Raw genomic sequence first — 24,623 nt, 5'->3', positions numbered from 1 at the left:
CGCCCCCCACCACCACCTCCCCCGGCGGTCTTGTACTTTCCGTCGGCGCAATAGCCGCGAGAAGGGGCATCTCGGCGACCGAAACTGCAAGATCTGTGACGAGGGGGTTCGGGAGGAGGGGTGGGGTTATGCGCTGGCGCGTAGGGCGAGTTCGACGCGGTGGCGTACGTCGGCCAGGTCGACCCCGGCCTCGGTGAGCGCCAACGCGGCGAGTCCGTTGCCCTCCCGCAGCAGGCCGAGCAGGATGTGTTCGGTACCGATGTGGTGGTGACGCAACCGAATCGCCTCACGTAGCGACAGCTCCAGTGCCTTCTTCGCGCGGTCGGAGAAGGGGCCACCGGCCCGCCGCCGTCGGCCCCATCGGCGGCGCGGTGCCGGCACCGCCTCGCGCAGGGCGTCCGGGCCGAACGACTCCTCGATCCGGGCGACGATGGCCGACAGGTCGATGCCGATCTCGCGCAGCGCCGCCGCGTCGGCCTCGCCCAGGCCGCTGCCACCGGTCTCGGTGTGGCGGCGGATCCGCTCGCGTAGGTCGTCGTCGGTGACCCCCGCGTCGCGGAGCACCCGCACGGCCAGGCCGTCACCGTCGGCGAGGATGGCGAGCAGGAGATGCTCGGTGCCGACGGGCCGCCGCCCCTCGGCGTGGGCCTCCTCGCGTGCCCGCCGCACGACGGTGCGGGAACGGTCGGTGAATCGTTCGAACATCACGCCTCCCAGGAGGATTCGACCGCCGGTCGCCCGGCATGTTTCTTGTGCACCGCCTGCCGGCTGACCTCGAGCGCGTCGGCGATCTCCTGCCATGACCAGCCCTGTCGTCGGGCGTTGTCGACCTGGACCACCTCAAGCCGTTCGAGCAGCCGGCGCAGGGCGCGGACGGCACGCAGACCGACCCGGGGGTCGGTGCTGCCGGCCGCCGCCGCGAGTTCCGTCGCCTGACTCATCGTGTCAACCTACATTGACACCACGAGTGCGTCAACCCCAGTTGACACCCACCGGGCCGGCTACCCGTACGGCGATCACGCCCCGGGACGGCACCGGCGCGACTAGCCTCAGACGCAGGCCGGGTGCCACAGCTGCGGGGGTGATGCGGATGGCCGCCGCCAGCGATGCGCCGGTGCTCGTCGGCGTCGGCCCGGAGGACGCCCTGCCGGTGGCCCGCCTCGCCGCCCGGGTCGCCGCCGCCCACGGACGCGGGCTGCACCTGCTGCACGCCTTCAACTGGGCTGCCTTCGACGCGCCAGCGGTCTCCAGCTCCCGGGCGACCGCAGAGCAGTTGATCGCCGAGGCGACCGCGACGGCCAACGAGAACGAGCCGGGCGTAGCGGTCACCGCCGAGATCGCCGAGGGCTCGGCGGTGGCGAACCTCGTCCGCAGGTCGGAGTCCGCCTTCCTGGTGGTGGTCGGCGACGGCGGCATGGCCCACTGCGACCGTTGCATCCCGGCGGACAGTCCCGCCGTGCAGGTGGCCGCCCGCGCTGAATGCCCGGTGCTGGTCGCCCGGCGGGAACCCCCACCCGCCGGCCCGGTCCTGGTCGGGGTCGACGGTTCGGCCTCCGGCGAGATGGCGCTGGACTGGGCGCTCACCTGCGCCACCCAGCACCAGGCACGCTTGCTGGCGATCTGGGTGGTCGACTCCGACGGCATCGTCGAGGATGCCACCGAACGGCTCAGCGAGATGGTGTCCCGCCACCGGGCCGGCCATCCCGACGCCGCCGTCGAGTGTCACGTCATCCGGGGCGAGCCCAACGACGTGCTGGTCGACCAGTCCCGCTCGGCGCAACTCGTGGTGGTCGCCGCCCGCGGTGAGGAACCGTCGCGCGGGATGCTCGGCGCGGTCAGCCAGTCGCTGCTCTACCACGCCCCGTCCCCGGTGCTCGTGATCCGGGGCGTGACCGACACACCCGACTTCCACGGGTCGTGACACCCGGGCCGGCGGGACCAACGGCCCTGATCCAGGGTCGCCGACTCCGCCAAGCTGACAGAGGAAACCGCGCGTTGCGGATGCAGGATTCACCGACCCGCGAGAGGCTCGAGCAGTATGGACACCGCCGTAGACCTGCGAAGCCCCCTGACCGATGACGAGCTGCGCCGGCTGGACGCCTACTGGCGAGCGGCGAACTACCTCACCGTCGGGCAGATCTACCTGCTGGACAATCCCCTGTTGCGTGAACCGCTGGCCCCCGAGCACGTCAAGCCCCGCCTGCTCGGGCACTGGGGCACCTCCCCCGGGCTGAATCTGATCTACGCGCACCTGAACCGGGCCATCGTGGCGCGGGACCTCAGCGCCATCTACATCACCGGGCCCGGTCACGGCGGACCGGCACTGGTGGCGAACACCTGGCTCGAAGGCACCTACAGCGAGCTGTATCACGACATCGGCCGCGACGAGGCCGGCATGGCCCGGCTGTTCCGCCAGTTCTCCTTCCCCGGCGGCATTCCGAGCCACGTCGCGGCGGAGGTGCCGGGCTCGATCCACGAGGGCGGTGAGCTGGGGTACGCGCTCAGTCACGCCTACGGCGCCGCCTTCGACAACCCCGACCTGCTGGTCGCCTGCGTGGTCGGCGACGGCGAGGCGGAGACCGGTCCGCTCGCCGGCAGCTGGCTGTCCAACGTGTTCCTCAACCCCGCCCGCGACGGTGCGGTGCTGCCCATCCTGCACCTCAACGGATACAAGATCGCCAACCCGACGGTGCTGGACCGCATCCCCGAGTCCGACCTGCTCGACCTGATGCGCGGCCAGGGTTACCAGCCGTACGTGGTGGCCGGCGACGATCCGGCCGAGGTGCATCAGAGCCTGGCCGCCACCCTGGACCGGGCGCTGGACGAGATCGCGCAGATCCAGCGCCGAGCCCGCTCCGGGTCGACCGTCGAACGCCCGCGCTGGCCGATGATCGTCCTGCGTACCCCGAAGGGCTGGACCGGGCCCCGCGACGTCGACGGCAAGCAGGTGGAGGGCACCTACCGCGCACACCAGGTGCCGCTCTCCGCAGTCCGCACCAACCCGGAGCACCTGGCCGAGCTGGAGCGGTGGCTGTGCAGCTACCGACCGCAGGAGCTGTTCGACGCCACCGGCGCGCCGGTGGCCGAGGTGGCCGAACTGCCGCCCCGGGGGCCACGGCGGATGAGCGCGAACCCGGTCGCCAACGGCGGCTCCCTGCTGCGCGATCTGGTCCTGCCCGACTTCCGCGACTACGCCGTCGAGGTACCCCGTGCCGGTGCCACGATCACCAGCGCCACCGGTGAACTCGGCAAGTGGATCCGCGACGTGATCACCGCCAACCCGCAGACGTTCCGGCTGTTCGGCCCGGACGAGGTCGCCTCCAACCGGCTCCAGGCGGCCTTCGAGGTCACCGGCCGGGCCTGGATGGCCGGCACGGTCGACGGCGACGACCACCTCTCCCCCGACGGGCGGGTGATGGAGGTCCTCTCCGAGCACCTGTGCCAGGGCTGGTTGGAGGGCTACCTGCTCACCGGCCGGCACGGCATCTTCACCAGCTACGAGGCGTTCATCCACATCGTCGACTCGATGGTCAACCAGCACGCCAAGTGGCTGAAGGTCACCCGTGGCATCCCTTGGCGACAGCCGGTCGCCTCGCTGAACTACCTGCTCTCCAGCCATGTCTGGCGGCAGGACCACAACGGTTTCTCCCACCAGGACCCGGGCTTCATCGATCACGTGATGAACAAGAAGGCCGAGGTGGTACGGGTCTACCTGCCGCCGGACGCCAACACATTGCTCTCCACCATGGATCACTGCCTGCGCAGCCGTCACTACATCAACGTGGTGGTGGCCGGCAAGCAGCCCGCGCCCAGCTGGCTCACCATGGACGAGGCCATCGCGCACTGCCGGCGCGGCGTGGGTATCTGGGACTGGGCCAGCACCGACGACGGCAGCGAGCCGGACGTCGTGCTCGCCTGCGCCGGTGACGTGCCGACGCTGGAGACCCTGGCCGCGGCGGACCTGCTGCGCCAGCACCTGCCCGAGCTCAAGGTCCGGGTGATCAACGTCGTCGACCTGATGCGGCTCCAGCCGGCCGCCGAGCACCCGCACGGCCTGCCGGAATCCGAGTTCGACACGCTGTTCACCCGCGACAAGCCGATCATCTTCGCGTACCACGGCTACCCGTGGCTGATCCACCGGCTCACCTACCGCCGGACCAACCACGACAACCTCCATGTACGCGGGTACAAGGAGGAGGGCACCACCACCACGCCCTTCGACATGGTGATGCTCAACGACCTGGACCGATTTCACCTCGTCATCGACGTGATCGACCGGGTGCCGGGGCTGGCGGCCCGCGCCGCGCACCTGCGGCAGGAGATGACCGACGCCCGCGAGTCCGCCCGCGACTACACCCGCCGGTTCGGCGAGGACGACCCGAAGGTGGCCGAGTGGCGCTGGGTCCGCGAGACCGACCCCACCAACCCGTGAGGAGATGCCCTTCATGAGCGAGCACGGCGCAGACACGGAGATTCTGGTGGGCTACGACGGCTCGCCGGACGCCGCGGCGGCCCTGGAGTGGGCGCTGGACCAGGCCCGCCACGACGGCCGTCCGGTCCGGTTGGCGTACGTCTTCGAGTGGCTGACCGTGGCCGGCTGGGTCGGTCCGGGCGTGACGCCGGGGATGTGGCCCGACGAGCAGGCCCGTCGGCAGGTCGAGGAGCTGGTCGGCAAGGCCGCAGCGGACGCCGCCGCCACCCACCCGGGTCTCAACGTACGCGGCGAGGTGCTGGACGGCCCGCCCGCGCTGATCCTGGAGGAGGCGTCGACGCAGGCCGGCCTGCTGGTGTTGGGCAGCCGCGGGCACGGCGGATTCGCCGGACTGCTCGCCGGCTCGACCGCGGTCAACGTCACCGCGCACGCGCACTGCCCGGTGGTGGTGGTCCGTCGCCGTCCCGCCGAGAGTGACCGGGCCGGGCACGTCGCGGTCGGCGTGGACGGCTCGGAGCATTCGCTGCTGGCCCTCGGCTTCGGCTTCGAACAGGCGGCCCTGCGTCGGGTGCCGCTGCACGTGGTGCGGGCCTGGCAGCCACGACGTGAACAGTGGAGTCTGCGCGGCGAGCAGGCCCGCGACGCGGCGCTGGCCGACCAGCGCGCCGAGGTGGACGAAACGCTGCGTCGCGGGCAGGACAGCTTCCCCGACGTCGAGGTGACCGTCGAGACGGCCGCCGCCGCGCCGGCCGGTCTGCTCATCGACGCCAGCCGCAACGCGCAACTGGTCGTCGTCGGCAGCCGGGGACGCGGTGGGCTGCGGGGCATGCTGCTCGGCTCGGTCAGCCAGCAGCTCCTCCAACACGCCCACTGTCCGGTCGCGGTGGTCCGCGAACGCTGAGGCACGCCGTGGGCCGGCCGCTGTCAGGCCGGCCCACGGCGCCCGCCCCGGAGCGCGCGCAGCGCGTTGAGGATCACCAGCACGTCGATGCCCTCCTGAAGGAACGCGCCCGCCACCGGGGGCAGCCGACCGGCCGCCGCGAATCCCATCGCCAGTAGCGCCAACCCCATCCCCACCGTGGCGCTCTGCACCGCGATCCGGCGGGCGTACCTGGCCACCTCGACGGCGTCGGCCAGCGGATCGATGCGGTCGAGGCTCAGCACGGCGTCGGCGACATCGGCCGAGGCGGTCGCCCCGGTGGCCCCCATCGCCACGCCGACATGCGCCTCCGCCAGCGCCGGAGCGTCGTTCACCCCGTCACCCACCATCACGGTCACCGCCCGGCCGGCCTCGGCTCGAACCCGGCTCACCTTCTCCTGCGGGGTGCACCGGGCCAGCACGTCGTCGACACCCACCACGTTGGCGACCCGGCGGGCCTCCTCCGGCCGGTCCCCGGTGACCATCACGATCCGGGTGAGCCCGGCGGCACGCAGCCGAGCCACGGTCCGGTGGGCGTCGGGGCGTACCGGATCCTCCAGCAGGACCACGCCGAGCGGCCCGCCCTCGTCGGCCACCCAGACCAGCGAGTGTCCCGCCGGGCCGGCCCGGTGGCCGGCCTGCTCGGCCCACTCCGGCAACGTCCCGGAGAACTGGCCGACCCGGATCCGCCGCCCGTCGATCCGCCCGCTCACCCCCCGGCCCGGCTCCTCGGTCACCTCAGCCGGGGTGACCAGTCGCAGGCCGCGCTCACCGGCGGCGCGCACCAGTGCCGCCCCCAGCACATGCGACGACAGCTGCTCCACCGATGCGGCCACCCGCAGCACCTCGTCGGGATCACCGCCGGGAGCCACGATGGTGTCGGCGACCCGGGGACGGCCGGCGGTGAGCGTGCCGGTCTTGTCGACCAGCAGGGTGCTCGCCCGACCGAGGAGCTCCAGCGAGCCGCCGTCGCGAACCAGCACCCCGCGCCGGGCCACCCGGGACAGCCCGGAGACGATGGCGATCGGAGTGGCCAGCAGCAACGGACACGGTGTCGCCACCACCAGCACCGCCACCGCGCGGAGGAACTCGCCGGAGAGCGCCCAGCCCAGCCCGGCAATCACCAGCGTGAACGGCACGAAAGCGGCAGCGTACCGGTCGGCCAGCCGCACTGTCGGCGCCTTGCGGGCGGTCGCCTCCTCGGCCAGCCGGACGATTCCGGCGTACGTGCTGCGCTCGGCGCTCTCCGTGGCCCGCAGGCCGAACGCGGCCCCGGCGTTGACCACACCGCTGGACACCCGGGCCCCGGCCGCCCGCTCGACGAGCCGGGACTCCCCGGTCACCACCGACTCGTCCAACGTCGCGGCGGCCTCGGTGACGCCGTCGACGGCGACCACGTCACCCGGGCCGACCAACAACCGGTCACCGACCGCCACCCGGGCCACCGGCACCACCTCGACGCCACCTTCGGCGGTACGCCGCCGCGCGGTACGCGGTGCCCGCTCCAGCAGCGCCCGCAGGTCCCGGGTCGCCCGGCGCTGCGCGTACGCCTCCAGGGTCCGCCCGGTGGCCAGCATCAGCGCGACCACCGCACCGGCCAGGTACTCGCCGACGACAAGTGCGCCGCCCAGCGCAAGCACGGCGATCACGTCCACACCGAACCGCCGTCGCAGCAGCTCCCGCAGCACCGACGCGGCAGCCGGCAGCAAGGCGACCAGCGTGGCAGCCGCCCAGAGCGCGTCGGCGGCGCCCGGCTGCCCGGCCAGTCGCGCCGCCGCACCGGCCAGCACCAGCAGCGTGAGTCCGGCCAGTGGGGTCCACAGCCACCAGGTCCGGCGCTGCGCACCCGACCCCTCCGGTTCGGGTCGCGCCGGCTGGTCCGGCAGGCACTCACCCGCGCCCGGGTCACCTGCCGACCGCCGCTGCCCCACTTGCGGATCGTCTCAACCCGGTCGGGCGGGCGGAGCGGAACGCGGGTCACAGGTCCCGCCCGGTCGGGACGTGCGGATCCTGCGTGCCGCCGACCGATGTCGCACGATGAACCGGACCGCGCCCGCAGCCGTACCGGGGTGCGGCACGATGGGCAGAGACGGAAAGGTCGTGAGGATGAGCCACCAGACGCCGGCTACCCACCGCCCGCTGACCACCGCCCTCGCGGAGGCCGCCGCGATGGCCGGTCACGCGCCGTCGGTGCACAACAGCCAGCCGTGGCGCTGGCGGGTGCTACCCGACGCGTTGGAACTGCGGATGGTGCGTGACAGCAGGTTGGCCGCCACCGATCCGCAGGGCGAGCTGGTCACCCTGAGCTGCGGTGCGGCGCTGCACCACGCGCGGCTGGCGTTGGCCGCCGAGGGGTGGGCGACAAGCGTGCAGCGGGTGCCCGACCCGCACGATCCCGACCTGCTCGCCCGGCTCACCGAGCCGCGAGCCACCGGCGCCGACCCGGACGCGATGCGGTCGGTGCAGTGCATGCAGGTACGGCACACCGACCGGCGTCCGGTCAGCGACGAGTCGGTCTCCGATGACTCGTTGAACGCCATCGTGTCGGCTGCCGGCCGGGAGGGTGCCCGGTTGGAGATCCTCGACCGCGACCAGGTGCTGCAACTGGCCGCGTCCGCCTCGCACGCCGCCACCGTCGAGGCGGAGGACTCCCGGCTGCGGGAGGAACTGGAGTACTGGACCAGCCGCGCGGGCGGCGCCGGGCTCCCTCCGGAGGTGCTGCCGGAGCAGCCCTCGCAGACCACCGTGCCGGGCCGGGACTTCGGTCGCCCGGGCACCCTGCCGGTCGGGCCGGGGCACGACCAGGCGGCGTCCTACGCGGTGCTCTACGGCGACCAGGACGAGCCGGCCGACTGGTTGCGTGCCGGCGAGGCGCTGTCGGCCGCCTGGCTGGCCGCCACCCGACTGGGTGTCTCGATGGTGCCGCTCAGCGGCGTGGTCGAGGTGCCGGCGACCCGGCAGACCCTGCGCCAGCTGCTCTCCGGTCTCGGTCACCCGTACCTCGGCCTGCGCCTGGGGGTCGCCGACCCGGCCCACGCCGGTCCGCCGCACACCCCGCGACTGCCCCGCGAGCAGGTGGTGGACACCTCGGCGGTGTCCGGCGACGCCGCCTAGCGCGGCGTCCGGGCCGCTGTCTAGCGCGGCGTCCGGGCCGCCGCGTCCGCCAGCCTCGGGGCGTTCCGCGCCGCCGGTCGCCGGATAGCATCGCCGGGTGACCGTCGGTGCACCCAATCCCCGGCACGAGCCGCCGTCGCTCGGCCTGAGCCCGCTGTCCCGCGTCCGCCTGGACGAACTGCTCCAGGAGATGCTGGATCGCGTCGGCGAGGTGGTGACCAGCCGGGAACGCCTGCGGGCGCTGCTCGACGCGGTCGTCGGCATCGGCACCGATCTGGATCTGCGCAGCACTCTGCGGCGCATCGTGCAGGCGGCCTGCGACCTGGCCGGGGCCCGCTACGGCGCGCTCGGGGTGATCGGCCCCGACCGGATGCTGCACGACTTCATCACTTACGGCATCTCCCCCGAGCTGCACGCGAAGATCGGCGACCTGCCGCACGGCCGAGGGGTGCTCGGCCTGCTCATCGACGAACCGAAGCCGGTACGGATGCCCGACATCACCCAGCATCCCAACTCGTACGGCTTCCCGCCGCACCATCCACCGATGCACACCTTCCTCGGCGTGCCGGTCCGCATCCGCGACCAGGTCTTCGGCAACCTCTACCTCGCCGAGAAGCAGGGCGGCGCCGAGTTCACCGAGGACGACGAGGAGATCGTCGTCGCGCTCGCCGGAGCGGCCGGCGTGGCGATCGAGAACGCCCGGCTGTACGCGCTGGCCCACCGGCGGGAACGCTGGCTCGCCGCCACCGCAGAGATCACCTCGCTGCTGCTCGGCGAGGTGCGCCGTACCGACGCGCTGACCCTGGTGGCGCGGCGCGCCCGCGAGGTCGCCGAGGCCGAACTGGCCCTGGTGCTGCTCTACGACGAGGAGGCGGAGCACTTCACCGTCGAGGTCGTCGACGGTGTCAGCGCCCAGGCCCGCGCGCTGGTCGGCACGGTGCTGCCGGCCGCCGACACCAGCTTCGCCGGTCCGGTCGCCCAGGGGCGGCACGACTCGGTGGAGGATCTGGCCTACGCCGCGCCCTGGCCGGCGGTGCTGCACACCGGGCCGGCGGTGATCTCTCCGCTGGCCACCGCCGACACCCTGCACGGTGTGCTGGTGATCGCGCACAGCCCCGACCACGGCGGCGCCACCGACGACGACGTGGCCCTGCTGGGCAGCTTCGCCGGTCAGGCGGCACTGGCCATGGAACGCGCCCGTGGCCAGGAGGAACGCGAGCAGCTGGTGGTCCTGGAGGACCGCGAGCGGATCGCCCGGGACCTGCACGACGTGGTGATCCAGCGGCTGTTCGCCACCGGCCTGCAACTACAGAGCGCGGTGCCGCTGACCGCGCGGCCGGAGGTCGCCAGGCGGATCAACGCCGCGGTCGACGACCTGGACACCACCATCAAGGACATCCGCCGCACCATCTTCGAGCTGCGCACCCCGATGAGCGCGGCGCTGCGCACCGAGATCCGCGAGGCGGTGGAGGCCGCCGCCGAGTCGTTGGGGTTCCGGCCGAGGCTGGAGCTGACCGGGCCGATCGACAGCGCGGTGCCGGACGAGGTCCGCCCCGAACTCGCCGCCGTGCTCCGCGAGGCGCTGTCCAACGCGGTACGCCACGCCGGGGCCACGGCGTTGTCGGTGGCGGTACGCGTCAACGCCGCCCAGGTCGCCGTCACCGTCACCGACAACGGGGTAGGTTGCGACCCGGCCGCCGCCCGGGGCGGGCTGGTGAACCTGCGCGAACGCGCCGAACGGCACGGCGGCACCTTCGAGGTACGCGGCGCCGAGCCGCGCGGCACCGAGCTGCACTGGTCGGTCCCGCTGGTGGCCTGAGCCGCTGCGGCTCGCCCCTGCCCCTGACCGCGCCGCGCCGCGCCGGGCCGCGCCGCGCCGCGCCGGGCCGGGCCGGGCCCCTCGGGTCGGGTCAGTGGGTCTTGCCGAGCAGGCGGGTGGCCAGCACCGCGGCCTGGGTACGGCGTTCCAGGCCGAGCTTGGCCAGCACGCTGGAGACGTAGTTCTTCACCGTCTTCTCGGCCAGGAACATCTTGCTGGCGATCTCCCGGTTGGTCAGCCCCTCGGCGACGTACTCCAGGATGCGCCGCTCCTGCTCGGTGAGGGACTGCAACTCACGGGGCTGCTCCACGCCGCTGCGGATGCGATCCAACACCCGGGTGGTGATCGCCGGGTCGAGCAGCGACTGGCCGGCCGCCACCCGGCGTACCGCGTCGACGAGGTCGGTGCCCCGAATCTGCTTGAGCACGTACCCGGAGGCACCCGCCATGATCGCCGCGAACAGCGCCTCGTCGTCCTCGTACGAGGTGAGGATCAGGCCCTTGATCGAGGAGTCCACGGCCCGGATGTCCCGGCACACGTCGATGCCGTTGCCGTCGGGCAGCCGGGCGTCGAGGATCGCCACGTCGGGTCGCAGCGCCGGAATCCGACGGGCCGCCTCCGGTGCGGAGCCGGACTCACCGACCACCTCGATGTCCCCACTGGCATGCAGCAGGTCGGCCAGACCACGACGGACCACCTCGTGGTCGTCAAGCAGAAACACCCGGATCATTCCCCCTTTCTACCCTCTCCCCCCAACCCCCACCCGGGCCAAAAGTCCCAACCTCCCCACCCACCTCGACCCCGTTGATCATGAAGTTGTTACCACTCGCGGCGGCCTGGCGCGACAACAACTTCATGATCGACCCTTCGGTGGGTGGGCAGGGGAGGGCGGGGGGTCCTGGGAGGTCGGGACGTGTGGCCCTGCTGGGTGGGGGTGCGCGGGGCGCACCGTGGGGAGGTACCAGGCGAATGCGAGGGGGCCCGACCATGGAGACCGGCTACACCGTCGAACAGCTGCGGGCTGCCGTGACCGACGCGGTCCGGGCACCGTCCCTGCACAACGTCCAGCCGTGGCGGTTCCGGCTGCGCGACGGCGGGATCGAGGTGCTCCTCGACCCGACCCGACGCCTGCCCGCCACCGACCCGAGCGGCTGGGGTGCCCGCGTCGCGGGCGGTGCGGCGCTGTTCAACCTGCGCCTCGCCCTGGCCGTGGCCGGCGCCCCGGCTACGCTACGACTGCGTCCGTACCCGTCGGAACCGGACGTGCTGGCCCGGCTGGTGCCGGACCTGCCGCGCCGACCCAGCCCCGCCGAGCAGAGCCTCTACGCGGCCGTTCCACGCCGGTTCAGCAACCGTGCCCCGTTCTGGCCCGACCCGGTCCCGGCCGACTCCCGCTGGCGGCTGGGTGAGGCGGCTCGGGCCGAGCACTGCTGGCTGGAGTTGCTCATCGGGGTGAGCGCCGTCAACGCCTTCGCCGAGATCGCTCGTGGCGCACACCGGGTGCTCGAACGCGACCCCGCCTACCGGGCGGAGCGTGAGGCGTGGGTACGCGCCGGGGACGAACCGGACGGCGTCCCGGTCACCGCCAGCGGTCCCCTGGCCGAGCCGCAGGACCTGCTTCCGTCGCGTGGCTTCGGCGGCACCCAGCGGGCACCGGGACGCGACTTCGAGCCGGAGCCGCTCGTCGCGGTGCTCGGCTCCGCCGGCAACACCGCAGTCGACCAGGTGGTCGCGGGCCAGGCGTTGCAGCGGGTGCTGCTGACCGCCACCGACGCCGGGCTGTCCGTATCGATGCTGTCCCAACCGATCGAGGTGCCGTCGGCCCGGGAGCAGCTCCGGCTGTCACTGGGACGGTTCGGCACCCCGCAGATGGTGATGCGGATCGGGTACGGCCAGCCGGGCTGGCCCACCCCGCGCCGCCTGGTGGACGAGGTGCTGGATCTGCCGGTGCACCTCGCCTAGCGCGGGCGTCCAGAAGCGTTCCACGGTTTCACGCCAGATCCCACTCCCACTCGGCCAACGCGGCCAACCTGCCGACGGCGGTGCGGTCACCCACCAGGTGCCATACGCCATCCGGGGGCGCCCCGTGCCGCCCCCGGTTGAACGCCGTCACCGCCCAGCCCGGTGGATCGCCTCGGCTACCACCGCCCCGCCCACGAATCCCGACCCGCCCCAGCATGAGGAGTTGCATGTGAGCCACCCTGCCCCGTGTCGACGGTGTCGGGGTGGCTCGTTCACCGTCAGCGGATCTGCCAACGGCAGAAGCCGACGACGACCTGTGCAGGGCCGGGTGGAAGGTGGGTGCCGTGTCCGGCGGGCGGCGTGGGCGTCCGCCGGACACGGCCGGGCGGTGCCGCGGGCACGGCGGGCACCACCAGCCAGTTCCTTGGTGAAAGGACGGCGAGTCCCATCGTCGGTCCCCTCCGGATGCGGCGTCAACAACTTCCGGAAAAATATCGGTAGCTCATTGGGTCGGGGCCGCGCTGTCGCGGATGACGAGTTCGGTGGCGAGTTCCACCCGAGGGCTCTCCACCTTCTCCCCGCGGGCCAGCCGTAGCACCGTCCGCGCCGCCAACATGCCCATCTCGGCCAGCGGCTGACGCACCGTGGTCAACGGCGGCGAGCACCAGCGGACCTCCGGCAGGTCGTCGAAACCGACCACGCTGATGTCGTCCGGTACGCGCAGACCGCGCTGCCGGACCGCCTCGTACACGCCCAGCGCCATCTGGTCGCTCGACGCGAAGATCGCCGTCGGCGGCTCGCTGAGTCCCAGCAACCGCACCCCGCCGTTGAAACCGGCCTCGTGGTAGAAGTCGCCCGGGCAGATCAGATCCTCGTCGAAGGAGATCCCGGCGGCTTCCAGGGCCGCCCGGTAGCCGTCCATCCGAGCCCGGCTGCACATCAACTGCGGCGGACCGGCGATGAACCCGATCCGCCGATGCCCAAGCCCGATCAGATACTCGGTCGCCCGCAGGCCACCTGCCCAGTTGGTGGCACCGATAGTCGTCGCCTCCCGGGCCGGCAGGCCGTCCGCGTCGACGATCACCACCGGGATGCTCAGCCGGCGTAGTTCGGCCTGCAAGGGTGGCTCGACCATCGAGGTCACGAAGATCACGCCCTCGGTGCCCCGGCGACGCATCCCATCGAGCCACTGCTCCGCGGAGGAGGTCTGCCGGTGGATGGCCGACACGACGGTGCCCACCCCCGCAGCGTGCGCCACATCCTCCACACCCCGGATGATCTCCACCGCCCACGGACTGTCCAGGTCGTTGAAGACCAGATCCACCAACCCCGAACTCGCCCGCATACTCGGCGGCCGACGCCGGTAACCATGCCGAGTCAGCAACTCCTCCACCCGCTCACGGGTCTGCGGAGCCACATCCGAACGACCATTGATCACCCGGGACACCGTCGGCACCGACACCCCCGCCAGGTCCGCTATCGCGGAAATAGTGATCTTCCGGGTGTCTCTGGCAACCACGGCACTCCCCAACCAACCGGTACGGCGACAGCCCGCACCATGCTGCGGGCGGCCAGGGCGGGCAACCAGCCGCCCGCCCACACCCTAGTGCCGGAAATTTCACTCGCCTATCGGTAGTTGGCGCAGTTCACTCCGACGACCCGCGATCGACCCGCGGCGCGGCCGCGCTGTCGCGGATGACGAGTTCGGTGGCGAGTTCCACCCGGGGGCTCTCCACCTTCTCCCCGCGGGCCAGCCGTAGCACCGTCCGCGCCGCCAACATGCCCATCTCGGCCAGCGGCTGACGCACCGTGGTCAACGGCGGCGAGCACCAGCGGACCTCCGGCAGGTCGTCGAAACCGACCACGCTGATGTCGTCCGGCATCCGCAGACCGCGCTGCCGGACCGCCTCGTACACGCCCAGCGCCATCTGGTCGCTCGACGCGAAAATCGCCGTCGGCGGCTCGGTCAGCCCCAGCAACCGCACCCCGCCGGAGAAACCGGCCTCGTGGTAGAAGTTGCCCGCCTGAATCAACCGGTCGTCGATGGGGATCCCGGCGGCTTCCAGGGCCGCCCGGTAGCCGTCCATCCGAGCCCGGCTGCACATCAACTGCGGCGGACCGGCGATGAACCCGATCCGCCGATGCCCAAGCCCGATCAGATACTCCGTCGCCCGCAGGCTTCCCGCCCAGTTGGTGGCACCGATGGTCGGCGCGTCCTGGGCGGGGACACCCGCCGGGTCGACGATCACGGCCGGGATGTTGAGCCGGCGCAACTCCGCCTGCTGCGGCGGTTCGAGGGTGGAGGTCACGAAGATGACCCCCTCGGTGGACCGGGTCCGGATGTTGTCCAGCCACTGCTTCGCCGAGGACGAGCGTCGGTGGATGGCCGACACGACGGTGCCCACCCCCGCAGCGTGCGCCACATCCTCCACACCCCGGATGATCTCCACCGCCCACGGACTGTCCAGGTCGTTGAAGACCAGATCCACCAACCCCGAACTCGCCCGCATACTCGGCGGCCGACGCCGGTAACCATGCCGAGTCAGCAACTCCTCCACCCGCTCACGGGTCTGCGGAGCCACATCCGAACGACCATTGATCACCCGGGACACCGTCGGCACCGACACCCCCGCCAGGCGGGCGATGGCCGCGATGGTCACTGTCCGGTTGTCGTTGGCAGCCATGCGCCCTCCCTACTTCGCTCATCCTCCGACACCGCCGGCGGGAGCGCCGACGGGCTGACGTACGGCGACGGCGCGGTGCCCGAGCGCCGACGACGCCCGTTACTGCTTCTTCGCCACCCTGGTGATGTCCTTGACGATCTGGTCCGGGCGCTTGGTGCCCGCGATCAGCTGCGCCACGCTCTCGTTGACCTGCGCGCCCACCGCCGGCGGGTACGCCTGGTCGAGGTAGAGCTGGAAGCCGGTCGCGATGCCCAGGTTCGCCGCCACAACCTGATTGTTCAGGTCCTTGATCCCGCCGACTGCGGCCTGGTTGGTGGGCAGCACCGCGCCGGTCTGCGCGGCCCGGCGCTGGTTCCTCGCCTGCAGCAGCGTCCGCAGGAATTCCACGGTTGCGGGCGGCGCGTCGCGGCCGACCACGAAGCCGTTGCCGCCACCGAACGCGTCGGTGGCCGAGCCCTTGCCGTCCTCGACGGCCGGGAAGGGGAAGAAGGCGAGCCGGTCACCGAGGCCCCGCTGGCTGGTCGAGGAGGACGCCTGCACCGATGGCGCCCACTGGCCCATCAGCTCCATGGCGGCCTCCTCGTTGCCCATCGTCGCGGCCTGCCCGGTCTCGGACCCGTACTCCGCGCGCAGGTAGCCCTTCTGGAACGGCTCCATGTCAACCAGTTCCCGGAGGCGTTCACCGGCGGCGATGAAGGCCGGCGTGTCGAAGTTGCGGTCCTCGGCCGCGCGCTGCAACGCCTCGAGACCGCCGATCCGCATCGCCAGGTACGCCCAGTAGTAGTGCCCGGGCCACTTGTCCTTGCCGGCGAGCGCGATCGGGGCGATGTTGACGGCCTTGAGCTTGTTGACCACTTCCAGCAGCTCGCCCCAGGTCTTCGGCGGCGTCTCGATGTTGGCCTTGGCGAAGTGGTCCCGGTTGTACCAGAAGCCGACCATGCCGATGTCGAACGGGATTCCGTAGATCTTGTCGTTCACCGTGTACGGCTGCAACGAGGCGGGCAGCAGCTGACCGATCCAACCCTGGACCTCGCTGGTGATGTCCTTGACGAGGCCGGCCTCGACCTGCTGTTGCAGTGCGCCGCCGCCCCACGACTGGAACAGGTCCGGTGGCATCGACGCCTCGACCGCCCCGTTGAGCTTGGTCTTGAACGCCTCGACCTCCAACGGCTGCACCTCGACGGTGACGTGGGTGTGCTCGTTCTCGTACTGTCGAGCCAGATCAGCCCAGACGCTGAGCATCGGCTCGGCGTCCTGGACGTGCCACCATCTGATCTTCTGCGGGCTCGCGGAGGCGCCGCTGTCCCCATCCCCGCAGGCGCCGAGCAGGAGTGCGCCGGCGCCCGCGCCGGCCAACCCCAGCAGCGACCGGCGGGAGAGGTGCGATGTCATGGTTCATCCCTTCGGGAAGGCGTAGTTGCGCGGAGGGAACACCACCGCACGCGGCGGCGGCCATGAAAACGGGATCGCAAGTTTCGCTTCGATACCGGTATTTTCGACGTGATGGCCGGCACGTTACGACGGGCTTGCGTCGCCGGTCAAGGGGGTGTCGCGAGGGGACACCAGCCGATACCGTGAGCGCAATCTTGGCACTTCCGGAGTATTTCCGGGAATATACCGGGATCGTGACCTGAAGGAGTGGAACATGTCGACCGAGATCGCAGACGTGGCTATCGCCCGGTCGATCCGCAACCCCGTCCTTACCGGCTTCCATCCGGACCCGTCCATCCTGCGGGTCGATGACGACTACTATCTGGCGACCTCGACGTTCGAGTGGTACCCCGGCGTACGGGTGCACCACTCCAAGGATCTCGTCCACTGGCGGGAGCTCGGCGGGATCATCACCGAACGACGCCTGCTCGACCTGCGCGGGTGCGGCGACTCCAACGGGATCTGGGCGCCTGACCTCACGTACCACGACGGACTGTTCTACCTGGTCTACAGCGATGTCGCCAGCTTCGCCAGCGGCTACTGGGACGCACAGAACTTCCTCACCACCGCGCCGACCATCACGGGACCGTGGTCGGACCCGGTACGGCTGCACTCGCACGGCTTCGACGCCGCGCTGTTCCACGACGACGACGGCACCTCCTGGCTGCTGGCGATGAGTGCTGACTGGCGGCCGGGGCGCGACCGCTTCGGTGGCATCGAGATTCAGCAGTATGACCCGGCCCGGCGGCAACTGGTCGGCCGACCCCGGATCATCTTCACCGGCACCGAGGTAGGGCTGACCGAGGGTCCACACATCTACCGGCACGACGACTGGTACTGGCTGGTGACCGCCGAGGGCGGCACCAGCTGGGAACACCAGGTCACCGTGGCCCGGTCGCGAGACCTGTTCGGGCCGTACGAAGTGGACCCGGCCGGGCCCCTGCTCACCTCGGTCGGCCGCCCCGAACTGACGCTACAGAAGGCCGGCCACGGCAGTCTGGTCCGCACCCAGCGTGGTGAGTGGTATCTGGCCCACCTGGCGGCTCGCCCCTACACGCCGCTCGGCAACTGTGTCCTCGGGCGAGAGACCGCGATACAGAAGGTCGACTGGTCACCGGGAGGCTGGCCGTGCGTGTCCGGCCGGGTTCCGGCCGACGAGATCCCCGCCCCGGACCTGCCGGCCCATCCATGGCCCGACGAGCCGACCACCGACCACTTCGACGCTCCGCAGCTGGGCGCCGGCTGGTCGACCCTGCGGCGGCCGGCGACCGACGACTGGATCGACCTGCGCGCCCGTCCGTCGCACCTGCGGGTGCACGGTGGTCAGTCTCCCGTCGGTAAGCAGACGCCGAGCCTGGTGGCGCGGCCGGTGGGTGCGGTCCGTTGCTCTCTGGAGACCGTCGTCGAGTTCGACCCGGGCGACCACCGGCACCTGGCGGGCATCACCGGCTACTACAACACCGAGAACTGGCACCACCTCTACCTGACCCGGGCCGACGACGGACGGTCGGTGCTGGAGCTGCTCAGCTGCGACGGTGGCCACCGCACCGCGTACCCGAACCTGACCGTCGACACCGGCGGCCGGCTGCGGGTCGGCCTGCGGGTCACCTTCGACGGTCCGGTGCTGAGCTTCGCGTACGACCTCGGCGACGGTTGGCGGCGGCTGCCGGTGGAACTGGACGCCACCATCCTGTCGGACGAACACGCGGCCCGGATCGTCGACGGCGAACCGGCGGCGTGGGGTTTCACCGGCGCCCTGCTCGGCCTCTGGGTGCAGGACATCGGCGGCGACGGGCGCTACGCCGACTTCGACCACGCCACCTATCTCGAACACTGATCCCGCATCGGTCGACGGCGCGCATCGTCCGACCGACCCGCCGCGGCGGGCCCTGGACCCGGGCCGGCTCGAACCCGTCCACGGAACCCGCGGGAGCGAGTCGGCCCGGCCACTTCGTACCGGGGTGGGGTGCCGATCAGCGGCCCCGAAGCCGGAGTGGATCCGGAAGTTCCCGGTTGTAAACCGGACGTTCCAGCAGTGCACAAAGGCCGCTTCCGGAAGTCTTCGTGGTTGACTGCGGGCATCGATAGCCCTAATGTTTCGACCAAGTTACCGATCGACATCCGGAAAGATATCGGCGCCCTCCGCGACCACGTGACACGTCCGACCATGGCGCCGCGTACCGCTGCCAACCTGCTCAGCACCGGCCCGAACCGGCGCTTCATGATCGACGTATGTCGATTGAAGATCGAGAGGAATGCAGATGAAGTTGAGACGGTGGATGGCCGTCGGTGCGGTCGCCGTCGCGACCGCTGCGACGTTGAACATGGTGCCGGCCACGGCCGGCCGGCCGTACGACCCGACCGCGAAGACCCTGGGCGCCCTCGGCCTGCGCCACGGTCTACAGATCGGTACCGCGGTAAGCGCGGACGCCCTCAACGACGCCGCCGACCCGGAATACCGCAAGATCGCCGGATCCGAGTTCGTCTCGGTCACCGCTGAGAACGCCATGAAGTGGGAAAGCCTCGAACCCACCCGCGGCACCTACAACTGGGAGCCGGCCGACCAGCTCATCAACTTCGCCAAGCGCAACCGCCAGAGCGTACGGGGCCACGTGCTCGTCTGGCACAACCAGCTGCCGCAGTGGCTGACCGAGGGGGTCGCCGACGGCTCCATCAGCAAGCAGGAGCTGCGCGAGCTGCTGCGCAAGCACATCACCACGGTGGTCAAGCGCTACAAGGGCAAGATCTGGCAGTGGGACGTCGTGAACGAGGCGGTCAGCGACCCCTGGGACACTCCGCCCACCCTGCGCTACAAGGGTTTCTGGGCCGAGAACCTCGGGCCCGGCTACATCGCTGACGCGTTCCGGTGGGCCCGCGCCGCCGACCCCAGGGCGCTGCTGTTCTACAACGACTACAACATCGAGGCGTTCGGCTCCGGGAACCCGGCCGACGACAAGACCCAGTTCGTGTACGACATGGTCAAGCGGCTGCGCGCCCAGGGCGTACCGATCGACGGTGTCGGCGCGCAGGGCCACCTCGGCACCCAGTACGGCAACTTCAACACCTTCCAGGTGACCGAGGCGCTGAAGAAGTTCACCTCGCTCGGGGTGGCGACCGCGTTCACCGAGGTGGACGTCCGCAGCCAGATGACCGAGGCGGTCCAGGCCGGCAACTCCGAGGAGATCAACCCCAGGTTGCAGGCGTCGGCCGCCAACCACAGCGTGCTGATGAAGGCCTGCCTGGCCGTGCGCAGCTGCCTCTCGTACACCGTCTGGGGCTTCAGCGACAAGCACTCCTGGGTGCCGGGCTGGTTCGACGACCCGCCCGAGGGCCTGGCCACCATCATGGACGAGAACTACCAGCCCAAGCTGGCCTACCACGAGATCAAGTCCGACCTGATCCTCGCCGGCCCGCCGTACGTCCTGCCCCGCATCGCACCCAAGCCTCGCCGCTGACCCTCGTCACGGCGGCGGACCAGCCATCCACCACCAGCGGGCCGTGTGGGGCGCTCGGCGCCCCACACGGCCCACCAGCGGAAGGTCCGATCGATGTCGTCCACCACGCAGCCCCTGCGTCCCCCGCGTGCCGCGTCCAGGCTGGGCGTCGGACCGCCACCGGTACGGCCCACCGAGGTGATCGGCACCGAGCGGGTCGTGTGCCTCACCTTCGACGACGGACCACACCCGGAGCACACCCCGCACCTACTCGACATCTTGGCCGCCCACGCCATCCGGGCGGTCTTCTTCCTTCAGGGCGATCGGGTCATCGAGCACCCCGAGCTGGTACGCCGGATCGTCGCGGCCGGACACGCGCTGGGCAACCACAGCATGCACCACGACGACATGGGCGCCTGGGCCGCCGGGCGGATCGCCTCGGACCTGCTGGAGACCAACGCCGTCATCCGGCACGCCGTCCCGCACGTCCGGGTCCCCTACTTCCGGGCACCGTACGGCGCCTGGGGCCAGACGCCCAGCGTGGCCACGGCGCTCGGGATGCGGCCGATGGGCTGGCGGCTCGCCGTGACCGACTGGGAACCGCCCGGCACCGACGAGCTGCTGCGGCGTCTCATCGAGGGCGTCGCCCCGGGCGCGGTGGTGCTGCTGCACGACGGCGGTGGCGACCGCAGCCAGACCGTGGAAGCCGTCGACCGGGCCATCCCCACCCTGCACGCGGACGGTTGGCGCTTCGCGCTACCGGCCAGCGCGGACGGCCGCTGACCGCGCCGTCACCGAGGTACCCCCAGTCACTGCCTATTGGCGCGCCGCACGCCTAACGACTTCCTCGCTGGTCAGCGGACTGCGGGGGTGATGGCTCAGACACATCGGGGCCTGCATCTTGACGAATCGGCTGCCCTCTACCGCGGCGTAGAACTGCCCGGTCCGCATCTTGCCGACGTCGGGCACGTCGGCGCCCTTGGCCCGGGCGACGTCCCGGGCCGCCTCGATCTGCACCGGCGCGGTCAACAGGCCGAAGAGTTGGGTGGCCGCGTTCCCGGGGATCTGATTGTGCAGTGCCTTCGGTGACTGGGTGGCGAAGACCAGACCCAGCCCGTACTTGCGCGCCTGCGAGGTCAAGGCCAGGGTGCTCTGCGTGCACGCGGTGACGGTCCCGGAGGGAGCCAGGGTCTGCGCCTCGTCCATCACGAAGAGCCCACCCAGCGGCCGGTCACCTGCCGGATGACGCTTTATCCAGGTGAACAGGGCGAGCTGCAACTGGTTCACGAAGCTCTGCCGCTGGTGGTCGTCGGGTAGACCCACGAAGCTGATCACCGATATCCGGGCCCGCCGGCCCGGCGGCGGGGTGAGCAGTTCACCAGGGTCGACCGGCGTGCCGGCACCACCGAACAGCGGATCGTTGATCAATGCCGCCTTGAGCAACTGCGCCATGCTCGCTGCCAGCTTCGGCGCGCCATCGAGCTGACTCATCCCGTCGGGCAACTCGTTGAGCAACTCGGTGAACTCGGGCAGGTCGTTGCCGCCGGTGTGGGCGTAGCCGATCAACGCCTCGCGCAACACCGCCCGGCCGAGCCGGGCCTTGTCCGTCCCGCCGTCTACCCGGGCGTGCGGCGCGAGGGTGGCGACGGCGGCGTTCACCGCGGCGGTGAATCCGTCCGGATCGTCGAGTACGTCGGCGAACCGGGGCAACGGCTGGAAGCTCAACGGCCGGCCCGCCTGTCGACCCGGCGTCCAGATCACCACGTCGGTGCCGGACAGGTAGGCGTCAGCCAGGTCCGCGTCATCCGACCCCCACCCGTCCGGGGTTGCCGGCCACGCTTCGCCGAGCCTGGCCAGGTCGTTGTTCGGGTCGAGAACGATGGCAGAGACACCGCGCAGGGCACACTCCTCGACCAGCCGGCGGATCAGGACGGTCTTGCCGGAGCCGGAACCGGCGAAGATGACCGTGTGCCGACGCAGCGATTCGAGACCGACCCGTACCGGATCCGGTCGCCCGGTGACGGTGCCGAGCACCAGGTGCTGCGGATCCACACCTGCGGCGGGCGGTCCGGCGGCGGACCCGATCACCGGCACGTCGTCGGGCCGCGGCAGGTCGGTCACCGGCCGCACGGCAGGCGGCGGATGCACAGCAGGCGGTGTCGAGACCGATGCCCGGCCGACCACTCGGTGTGCTGCCCCCTCGGAGGCCTGGTGACGGCTGCCCAGCGCGTCGCGCAGGCAGCCGATGTCCGCCGCCGGTCGCCGTTCGGCGAACCACGGCCGCAGCGTCTCCAGCCCGTACGTCTGGATGAGCTGCTCCAGGGCGGCCAGCCGGCTGATGTCCGCGGCCGGGAAGCCGAGCGTCCGGCCTCCGGCCCGCTCGAAAGCGTCCAGCACCTCCCGGGTACGCGCACCAGCCGACCAGTCGTCGCTGCGGAGCAGGAAGAGCCGCCGCTTTGCGACACCCTCGGTGAGTCCGGCGGTGGTGATGGCGTTGCGGATCCGATTGAGCGCGGCGATGTGGTGCGGCGCGCAGATCGCCCGGAACGACCAGTGCTCCTCGTCCTCGCTCTCGTCGTCGAGGCTGTGCCGCAGCCGTGCGTGCAGTGCCGGCTTTCCGCCCGCCGGTATCGGGTCGAGGCTGAACGCCTCGACTGCGCTGCCCTGCTCGGCGATCCAGGCGGTCAGCCCAGCCTTGAGCAACTCCGGCACCCGGGCGTCCTCGGACTGCTGGTGTACCGCGGGCTCAGGGTCCGCTGCGGCAATCAGCTCCGCGTACCGGGCGTCGATCTTCCCGTACTCGTCGGCCAGGCTCGCCGCCGTTGCCGGCCGGACCGGCGTCGCCTCTACCGCCGGGGCCCGCTGACCGACGGCGGAGAGCAGCAGGTGCCGGAGTTCGCGTACCTCACCGGCCGCCAGGCAGGCCCGGACGTGCGTGTCGATGCGGCGCAGCAACTCGCGCGGGGTGAAGCCGACGACCTCGTCGAATGCGGACGGATGGATGGGCCAGGTCGGGTACGGCGGTGAGAACCCGAGCCCGTCGAAGAGCACGGCGAACCGCTTCTCAACCAGTTCGCGTCCGACCTCGACGGAGGGGATCTCCTTGAGGAAGGCTGCCTCCCGGAACCGGTCCTGCACCGTGTCGGTGGCCTGCTCCTTGACGTCCTGCCAGGTCTGCGGGAGGCAGGAGACCACGGAAAGCGACCTGCGGGTGGTTTCGCGCAGCGCCATCAGGCCGCTGGCGACCTGCTCCAACAGCAACGACGTCTGCCAGTCGACCTCGCCGCGGACGTCCTTGTGAGTGGTCTTGACCGACTGGGCGACCATCAGGTCGATCTGGTCGACCGCGATCACCGTCGGGCCGACCATGGCGAGCAGTCTGGAGGTGTCCTTGACCACCTCCTGTGGGGCCCGCCGGCTGCGCCGCAGACCCCACCCGGCCCGCAGCCCCGGCTCCTCCTCGTCGTTGGAGCAGAGGAAGTAGTAGCCGATGTCCTGCAGCGCCGGCTGCTCGGCGGCGTAGAGGACCAGCGCCCTGGCGGTGTCCTGGCACTCGGTGCCGATCTGCCGATTCGTCTTGCGGATCAGGTCGACGAAGGCGTCGAGCGCGGGTCGGCTGAGCTCGGTCTCCCCGGTCACCGCCCGCCGTACCGTCCGCGGAGCATCCATCTGATCGGCCAGCCGGCGCAGGAACGTACGCAGCTGTGTCGCGCCGTCGGGCATCGGCCTGGCAAAACCCGCGAGCATCGACATCGCGGTGCTGTGCCAGAACGCGCGGGCCTCCAGCAGCTCGACCAGGAAGAAGAACCCGTTGCGCTGCTGCACCTGCTGACGCACCGTGCCGAGCAGGTGGGTCTTGCCGGTGCCCCGCTGGCCGAGGACTGCGACGCCGACAGGACTGGAGTCGGCGCTGTGGTCCGCCTCCGCGAAGCTGTCCAGCACCGTGGCGACGACGTCATGGTGCAGTCCGTCGACATGGAACGGCGTCGGCTTCCACACATCGTCCGGGGTCGGGGCCCAGTTGAACCTCAGCGCGGCCAGGGCCCGCCGTTCCTCCTCGGTCATCATGACGAGATGGCGATGAGGTGCTTGTCCTGGTTGCCGATGTTCACCGCAGCGGCCCGCTCCTCCGGTCGGAGCACCTTCTGGTTGGACTCCGGCACCAGGTGCACGTTGCGGTCCCGGTTGAGTTTGACCAGAGCGGCGTCCACCTCCGCACGCCCCAGGCTGTCCAGCGCGGCACGCAGATCGGACAGCATTACGTAGGCCCCCGGTCGACCGGCCAGGCCGTGGTACGCCTGCCGAACCAGCGCGACGGCGTCGACTGTCGGGGCCGTGACCGGCGACGGCACGGTGAGCGCGGAGACGACGGCTTCTCCCTTGATCTGGAGTCGAAACAGGTCGTCGACGGCACTGCCGGAGTGGTCGATCAGGCGGCGCAGGAAATCCAATGCGACGTAGAGCACCCCGCCGGCCGTACCCGCGCCCTTCGGCGGCTCCGAACCCAACTCCTCGGCGGCCCGACGCCACCCCTTATCGGTGAGTTCCAATGTGATCCTCGGCTTCTCGACGACGTCGATAAGGTCGAGGGACCGTAGGCGGCGACGGTGATCGGGTTTCAGCGAGATCTTGGCGACGTTGGTGAAGTACGTCTGCGGCAACGGGGTCGCCTTGATCATTAATGTGATCAGAATGCACCGTTCAACGAGGGTCAGTTCTCTTTCCGACATGCGGATGCTCCTCTGTGGCACGAGCTCTCACCACGTCGACGGTGATGATCGAAGACTCGGAGGGGTGGCCGTGATCCTGGCGCGGCAACGGGAATGGC

General features: G+C 71.1%; 18 protein-coding genes and 1 pseudogene. 9 read left to right on the top strand and 10 right to left on the bottom strand.

Annotated features, from left to right (window positions below; translation table 11 throughout):
- Positions 1-126: 126 nt before the first annotated feature.
- Both O7601_RS14885 and O7601_RS14880 read right to left on the bottom strand, forming a co-directional pair.
- Positions 127-705 carry a Clp protease N-terminal domain-containing protein gene (locus tag O7601_RS14885; RefSeq protein WP_281566715.1) on the bottom strand — a complete coding sequence of 193 codons (579 nt, stop codon included), beginning with the start codon at positions 703-705 and terminating at the stop codon, positions 127-129.
- A complete protein-coding gene (locus O7601_RS14880; protein ID WP_013732409.1) occupies positions 705-941 on the bottom strand; it encodes an HTH domain-containing protein in 237 nt (78 codons plus the stop codon). The genes O7601_RS14885 and O7601_RS14880 overlap by 1 nt, the downstream gene beginning before the upstream one ends.
- A 149-nt stretch (positions 942-1,090) precedes the next feature.
- Between O7601_RS14880 and O7601_RS14875 the strand changes: the two genes are divergently transcribed.
- From O7601_RS14875 to O7601_RS14865, 3 genes are all read left to right on the top strand, one after another.
- The gene (locus O7601_RS14875; protein ID WP_281566714.1) at positions 1,091-1,921 is read left to right on the top strand and encodes a universal stress protein; all 831 of its coding nucleotides are present in this window, start codon (positions 1,091-1,093) and stop codon (positions 1,919-1,921) included.
- Positions 1,922-2,038: 117 nt separating this feature from the next.
- Complete coding sequence (locus O7601_RS14870; RefSeq protein ID WP_281566713.1) at positions 2,039-4,432, top strand: phosphoketolase family protein; 2,394 nt, start codon at positions 2,039-2,041, stop codon at positions 4,430-4,432.
- Positions 4,433-4,445: 13 nt separating this feature from the next.
- Positions 4,446-5,333, top strand: coding sequence for a universal stress protein (locus O7601_RS14865; RefSeq protein ID WP_281566712.1), 888 nt, complete (start codon positions 4,446-4,448; stop codon positions 5,331-5,333).
- A gap of 23 nt (positions 5,334-5,356) precedes the next feature.
- Here O7601_RS14865 and O7601_RS14860 read toward each other — a convergent pair whose 3' ends face one another.
- Positions 5,357-7,282: a heavy metal translocating P-type ATPase gene (locus O7601_RS14860; protein ID WP_281566711.1), complete on the bottom strand. Its 1,926-nt coding sequence runs from the start codon at positions 7,280-7,282 to the stop codon at positions 5,357-5,359.
- A gap of 175 nt (positions 7,283-7,457) precedes the next feature.
- Between O7601_RS14860 and O7601_RS14855 the strand changes: the two genes are divergently transcribed.
- Complete coding sequence (locus O7601_RS14855) at positions 7,458-8,465, top strand: nitroreductase family protein (protein ID WP_281566710.1); 1,008 nt, start codon at positions 7,458-7,460, stop codon at positions 8,463-8,465.
- A gap of 145 nt (positions 8,466-8,610) precedes the next feature.
- Positions 8,611-10,284, top strand: a complete 1,674-nt coding sequence (locus tag O7601_RS14850; RefSeq protein WP_281566928.1) for a GAF domain-containing sensor histidine kinase — start codon at positions 8,611-8,613, stop codon at positions 10,282-10,284.
- Between the two features lie 91 nt (positions 10,285-10,375).
- Here O7601_RS14850 and O7601_RS14845 read toward each other — a convergent pair whose 3' ends face one another.
- Positions 10,376-11,014, bottom strand: a complete 639-nt coding sequence (locus O7601_RS14845) for a response regulator transcription factor (RefSeq protein WP_281566709.1) — start codon at positions 11,012-11,014, stop codon at positions 10,376-10,378.
- Positions 11,015-11,271: 257 nt separating this feature from the next.
- On the opposite strand from O7601_RS14845, the gene O7601_RS14840 reads away from it, so the two are divergent.
- The gene (locus O7601_RS14840; RefSeq protein WP_281566927.1) at positions 11,272-12,246 is read left to right on the top strand and encodes a nitroreductase; all 975 of its coding nucleotides are present in this window, start codon (positions 11,272-11,274) and stop codon (positions 12,244-12,246) included.
- A 34-nt stretch (positions 12,247-12,280) separates the two neighbouring features.
- Here O7601_RS14840 and O7601_RS14835 read toward each other — a convergent pair.
- The 4 genes and pseudogenes from O7601_RS14835 to O7601_RS14820 form a co-directional block, all read right to left on the bottom strand.
- Positions 12,281-12,475 (bottom strand): annotated as a pseudogene (locus O7601_RS14835) (reductase); the annotation flags it as partial.
- Between the two features lie 273 nt (positions 12,476-12,748).
- On the bottom strand, positions 12,749-13,765 hold the full coding sequence (locus tag O7601_RS14830) for a LacI family DNA-binding transcriptional regulator (protein ID WP_281566708.1): 1,017 nt from the start codon (positions 13,763-13,765) through the stop codon (positions 12,749-12,751).
- A 127-nt stretch (positions 13,766-13,892) separates the two neighbouring features.
- A complete protein-coding gene (locus tag O7601_RS14825) occupies positions 13,893-14,930 on the bottom strand; it encodes a LacI family DNA-binding transcriptional regulator (protein WP_281566707.1) in 1,038 nt (345 codons plus the stop codon).
- A 99-nt stretch (positions 14,931-15,029) separates the two neighbouring features.
- The gene (locus tag O7601_RS14820; RefSeq protein WP_281566706.1) at positions 15,030-16,322 is read right to left on the bottom strand and encodes an extracellular solute-binding protein; all 1,293 of its coding nucleotides are present in this window, start codon (positions 16,320-16,322) and stop codon (positions 15,030-15,032) included.
- 253 nt (positions 16,323-16,575) lie between these two features.
- Here O7601_RS14820 and O7601_RS14815 point away from each other — a divergent pair, with 253 nt between their 5' ends.
- The 3 genes from O7601_RS14815 to O7601_RS14805 all read left to right on the top strand — a co-directional run bounded on the left by O7601_RS14815 (position 16,576) and on the right by O7601_RS14805 (position 20,578).
- Positions 16,576-18,198: a glycoside hydrolase family 43 protein gene (locus O7601_RS14815; protein ID WP_281566705.1), complete on the top strand. Its 1,623-nt coding sequence runs from the start codon at positions 16,576-16,578 to the stop codon at positions 18,196-18,198.
- A gap of 424 nt (positions 18,199-18,622) precedes the next feature.
- A complete protein-coding gene (locus tag O7601_RS14810; protein WP_281566704.1) occupies positions 18,623-19,816 on the top strand; it encodes an endo-1,4-beta-xylanase in 1,194 nt (397 codons plus the stop codon).
- 93 nt (positions 19,817-19,909) lie between these two features.
- Positions 19,910-20,578 carry a polysaccharide deacetylase family protein gene (locus O7601_RS14805; protein ID WP_281566703.1) on the top strand — a complete coding sequence of 223 codons (669 nt, stop codon included), beginning with the start codon at positions 19,910-19,912 and terminating at the stop codon, positions 20,576-20,578.
- A gap of 33 nt (positions 20,579-20,611) precedes the next feature.
- On the opposite strand, the gene O7601_RS14800 is transcribed toward O7601_RS14805, so the two are convergent.
- Positions 20,612-23,863: an ATP-binding protein gene (locus O7601_RS14800; RefSeq protein ID WP_281566702.1), complete on the bottom strand. Its 3,252-nt coding sequence runs from the start codon at positions 23,861-23,863 to the stop codon at positions 20,612-20,614.
- The gene (locus O7601_RS14795; protein WP_281566701.1) at positions 23,860-24,474 is read right to left on the bottom strand and encodes a hypothetical protein; all 615 of its coding nucleotides are present in this window, start codon (positions 24,472-24,474) and stop codon (positions 23,860-23,862) included. Before O7601_RS14795 ends, O7601_RS14800 begins: the two co-directional genes overlap by 4 nt.
- Positions 24,475-24,623: the final 149 nt, after the last annotated feature.

Source organism: Verrucosispora sp. WMMD573 (assembly GCF_027497175.1).
Classification (GTDB): domain Bacteria; phylum Actinomycetota; class Actinomycetes; order Mycobacteriales; family Micromonosporaceae; genus Micromonospora.
Note: the sequence above shows the minus strand (reverse complement) of the source record. Positions and strands in the feature narration are given on the sequence as shown.

Coding starts and splice junctions, on each gene's coding strand:
- O7601_RS14885 (WP_281566715.1), bottom strand. CDS start 705: ATGTTCGAACGATTCACCGACCGTTCCCGCACCGTCGTGCGGCGGGCA.
- O7601_RS14880 (WP_013732409.1), bottom strand. CDS start 941: ATGAGTCAGGCGACGGAACTCGCGGCGGCGGCCGGCAGCACCGACCCC.
- O7601_RS14875 (WP_281566714.1), top strand. CDS start 1,091: ATGGCCGCCGCCAGCGATGCGCCGGTGCTCGTCGGCGTCGGCCCGGAG.
- O7601_RS14870 (WP_281566713.1), top strand. CDS start 2,039: ATGGACACCGCCGTAGACCTGCGAAGCCCCCTGACCGATGACGAGCTG.
- O7601_RS14865 (WP_281566712.1), top strand. CDS start 4,446: ATGAGCGAGCACGGCGCAGACACGGAGATTCTGGTGGGCTACGACGGC.
- O7601_RS14855 (WP_281566710.1), top strand. CDS start 7,458: ATGAGCCACCAGACGCCGGCTACCCACCGCCCGCTGACCACCGCCCTC.
- O7601_RS14845 (WP_281566709.1), bottom strand. CDS start 11,014: ATGATCCGGGTGTTTCTGCTTGACGACCACGAGGTGGTCCGTCGTGGT.
- O7601_RS14840 (WP_281566927.1), top strand. CDS start 11,272: ATGGAGACCGGCTACACCGTCGAACAGCTGCGGGCTGCCGTGACCGAC.
- O7601_RS14825 (WP_281566707.1), bottom strand. CDS start 14,930: ATGGCTGCCAACGACAACCGGACAGTGACCATCGCGGCCATCGCCCGC.
- O7601_RS14820 (WP_281566706.1), bottom strand. CDS start 16,322: ATGACATCGCACCTCTCCCGCCGGTCGCTGCTGGGGTTGGCCGGCGCG.
- O7601_RS14815 (WP_281566705.1), top strand. CDS start 16,576: ATGTCGACCGAGATCGCAGACGTGGCTATCGCCCGGTCGATCCGCAAC.
- O7601_RS14810 (WP_281566704.1), top strand. CDS start 18,623: ATGAAGTTGAGACGGTGGATGGCCGTCGGTGCGGTCGCCGTCGCGACC.
- O7601_RS14805 (WP_281566703.1), top strand. CDS start 19,910: ATGTCGTCCACCACGCAGCCCCTGCGTCCCCCGCGTGCCGCGTCCAGG.
- O7601_RS14800 (WP_281566702.1), bottom strand. CDS start 23,863: ATGATGACCGAGGAGGAACGGCGGGCCCTGGCCGCGCTGAGGTTCAAC.
- O7601_RS14795 (WP_281566701.1), bottom strand. CDS start 24,474: ATGATCAAGGCGACCCCGTTGCCGCAGACGTACTTCACCAACGTCGCC.